Origin of the sequence: Exiguobacterium sp. s46 (genome assembly GCF_018618875.1) — a bacterium.
GTDB lineage: Bacteria > Bacillota > Bacilli > Exiguobacteriales > Exiguobacteriaceae > Exiguobacterium_A > Exiguobacterium_A abrahamii.
In genome coordinates this window covers 1-807 of sequence record NZ_JACSMY010000014.1, presented here as the reverse complement: position 1 = coordinate 807, position 807 = coordinate 1, and the positions used below count along the sequence as shown (strand labels likewise).

At 51.4% G+C, this 807-nt stretch carries 6 tRNA genes and 1 rRNA gene; all 7 read left to right on the top strand.

What is annotated here, in order from left to right:
- Positions 1 to 98 (top strand): 5S ribosomal RNA (gene rrf, locus KNQ08_RS16785); the annotation flags it as partial.
- Between the two features lie 9 nt (positions 99 to 107).
- A tRNA-Val gene (locus KNQ08_RS16780) sits at positions 108 to 183 on the top strand.
- A 14-nt stretch (positions 184 to 197) separates the two neighbouring features.
- A tRNA-Thr gene (locus KNQ08_RS16775) sits at positions 198 to 273 on the top strand.
- Between the two features lie 62 nt (positions 274 to 335).
- Positions 336 to 422: transfer RNA gene (locus KNQ08_RS16770), tRNA-Leu, on the top strand.
- Between the two features lie 38 nt (positions 423 to 460).
- Positions 461 to 534, top strand: a tRNA-Arg gene (locus KNQ08_RS16765).
- Between the two features lie 4 nt (positions 535 to 538).
- Positions 539 to 615: transfer RNA gene (locus tag KNQ08_RS16760), tRNA-Pro, on the top strand.
- 22 nt (positions 616 to 637) lie between these two features.
- A tRNA-Ala gene (locus tag KNQ08_RS16755) sits at positions 638 to 713 on the top strand.
- Positions 714 to 807 lie beyond the last annotated feature (94 nt).

The following is an 807-nucleotide window of genomic DNA, read 5'->3' as shown; positions in this document are numbered from 1 at the left end:
GTGGTCACACCCGTTCCCATGCCGAACACGGAAGTTAAGCACTTGAACGCCGAAAGTAGTTGGGGGCTTCCCCCTGTGAGGATAGGACGCTGCCAGGCGATACATATGGAGGATTAGCTCAGCTGGGAGAGCACCTGCCTTACAAGCAGGGGGTCGGCGGTTCGATCCCGTCATCCTCCACCATTTTCATTACACTTGCCGGTGTAGCTCAGCTGGTAGAGCAACTGACTTGTAATCAGTAGGTCGCGGGTTCGACTCCTGTTGCCGGCACCATTTTTATCTTCAATGATCACCAGAATTCAACTATGAATGAAGGTTCTACCTTTTATATCCCTGCCGGGGTGGCGGAACTGGTAGACGCACAGGACTTAAAATCCTGCGGGGGTTTCCCCGTGCCGGTTCGATTCCGGCCCTCGGTACCATTTTCATTTTGATGTTTGCTGTTTGATCCTTATATTCCGCACCCTTAGCTCAGCTGGATAGAGTACTTGACTACGAATCAAGGGGTCGGGAGTTCGAATCTCTCAGGGTGCATTTTCGGGAAGTAGCTCAGCTTGGTAGAGCACTTGGTTTGGGACCAAGGGGTCGCAGGTTCGAATCCTGTCTTCCCGACCATCTTCAATTTCATCCCTTTAATGGGGCCTTAGCTCAGCTGGGAGAGCGCCTGCCTTGCACGCAGGAGGTCAGCGGTTCGATCCCGCTAGGCTCCACCATTTTTATGACGAACTTTGAAAACTGAACGATGAGGCAAAAATCGTATTCTACGGAATACAAAAACGAATGAAGCGCAAGCTTCGTCAATCGTGA